Below are 1,685 nucleotides of genomic sequence, written 5' to 3'. Positions count from 1 at the left end.
TCTGGAAGGTCGACGCGTTGCCGACGCCCGTGAGGAAGAACAGCCCCATGAAGCAGGCGAAGAAGCCCCAGAAGTTGCCGGCGCTGTCGCCGAGCGGCAGGAACCAGATCACGCCGAGGACCGCGAGGATCATCCCGAGGAAGACCCAGAAGGTCACGCGGCCGCCGCCGAACCTGTCGGAGACCCAGCCTGTCGCGGCACGGCTGAGTGCGCCGACGAGCGGACCGAGGAAGGCGAATTGCAGGGCGTCCACCTCGGGGAACTGCGTCCGCATCAGGAGCGGGAAGCCCGCCGAATAGCCGATGAAGGAGCCGAACGTGCCGATGTAGAGCACGCACATCACCCAGTTGTGGTAGCGCTTGAGGATCGTCATCTGCTCGCCGAGCGAGGCCCTGGCGTCCGCGATGTCGTTCATCCCGAACCACGCCGCGAGCGCGCCCGCGATCAGGAAGGGCACCCAGATGAAGCCCGCGTTCTGCAGCCAGAGCTGGCCGCCGTCCGACAGTTGCTGCGGCTCGCCGCCCAGCGCGCCGAAGACGCCCATGGTGATGACGACCGGCACCAGGAACTGCATGACCGAGACGCCGAGGTTCCCGAGCCCCGCGTTCATGGCCAGCGCCTGGCCCTTGACCTTCCTGGGGTAGAAATAGGCGATGTTGGCCATCGACGAGGCGAAGTTGCCGCCGCCGAAGCCGCAGAGCAGCGCGAGGATCAGGAAGGTCGCGTAGGAGGTGTCGGGGTTCTGGATCGCGAAGCCGATGCCCAGCGCGGGCAGGAGCAGCGAGGCCGTCGAGATCGCCGTCCAGCGGCGTCCGCCGAAGATCGGCACCATGAAGCTGTAGAAGATGCGCAGCGTCGCGCCCGAGAGGCCCGGCAGGGCCGCCAGCCAGAAGCGCTCGCCGACCGTGAAGTCGAAGCCGATGGCGGGCATCTTGGCGACGACGACCGACCAGACCATCCAGACCGAGAAGGCCATGAGGAGGTTGGGGATCGAGATCCAGAGGTTGCGGGTCGCGATGGCGCGGCCCTTGGTCTCCCAGAACTGCGGGTCTTCGGGGCGCCAGTCGGTCAGGACATGGCCGCTCCGGCCCGGGGGTGTGTCAGTGATCGCCATGGGTCGTGTTCCTTGCGATGAAGTGTTTCGGGGGCCGGGCGGCGCTCCGCCCGGCCGTGCGTGCGGTCATTCGGCGGGCTGCTGTCCGGTGCGGCCCAGGCGGGCGAGCGCGCTGCGCAGCTCGTCCAGGTCGCGGAAGCGTGCGGTGACGGTCAGTCCGTCGCCCTTCTCGGCCAGCGCGACCTTCTGCGAGCCCTCGAAGATCTGGGCGAGGTCGCGCTCGGCGTCCTTGCGGCGCTGCGCCTCCTCGGCGATGGCCATGTCGACGGAGGACAGGACGTAGTCCTCGCCGAAACCGCCCTCGGGCTCCTTCAGCCAGAAGAAGCAGACGATCCACGAGATAAGGGCGCCGGCCGCGATGATGAAGAAGAAGGTCGAGGCGTCGACGAACATGAAGACGAAGAGGTAGAAGACCGCGCCGACGTTGCCGTAGGCCCCCGCCATGCCCGCGATCTGCCCGGTGACGCGGCGCTTGATCGACGGGATGATGCCGAAGGTCGCGCCCTCCGCGCCCTGGACGAAGAAGGAGCAGCCGATGGTGATGGCGATGGCGATGATCAGCGGCCACGAG

General features: G+C 67.8%; 1 protein-coding gene and 1 pseudogene. Both read right to left on the bottom strand.

The window, feature by feature from the left end; translation table 11 throughout:
* Nucleotides 1–1,114 (bottom strand): MFS transporter (locus ACTS11_RS00765; RefSeq protein WP_442638447.1); only part of this gene is annotated, 1,114 nt, incomplete at its 3' end.
* A gap of 66 nt (nt 1,115–1,180) precedes the next feature.
* A pseudogene (locus ACTS11_RS00760) lies at nt 1,181–1,685 on the bottom strand (MFS transporter); the annotation flags it as partial.

Source organism: Roseicyclus sp., from assembly GCF_052168335.1.
In the GTDB taxonomy this organism is placed as follows: domain Bacteria; phylum Pseudomonadota; class Alphaproteobacteria; order Rhodobacterales; family Rhodobacteraceae; genus Roseibacterium.
The sequence above is the reverse complement of the archived record's forward strand: the minus strand, read 5'-3'. Positions and strand labels throughout refer to the sequence as shown.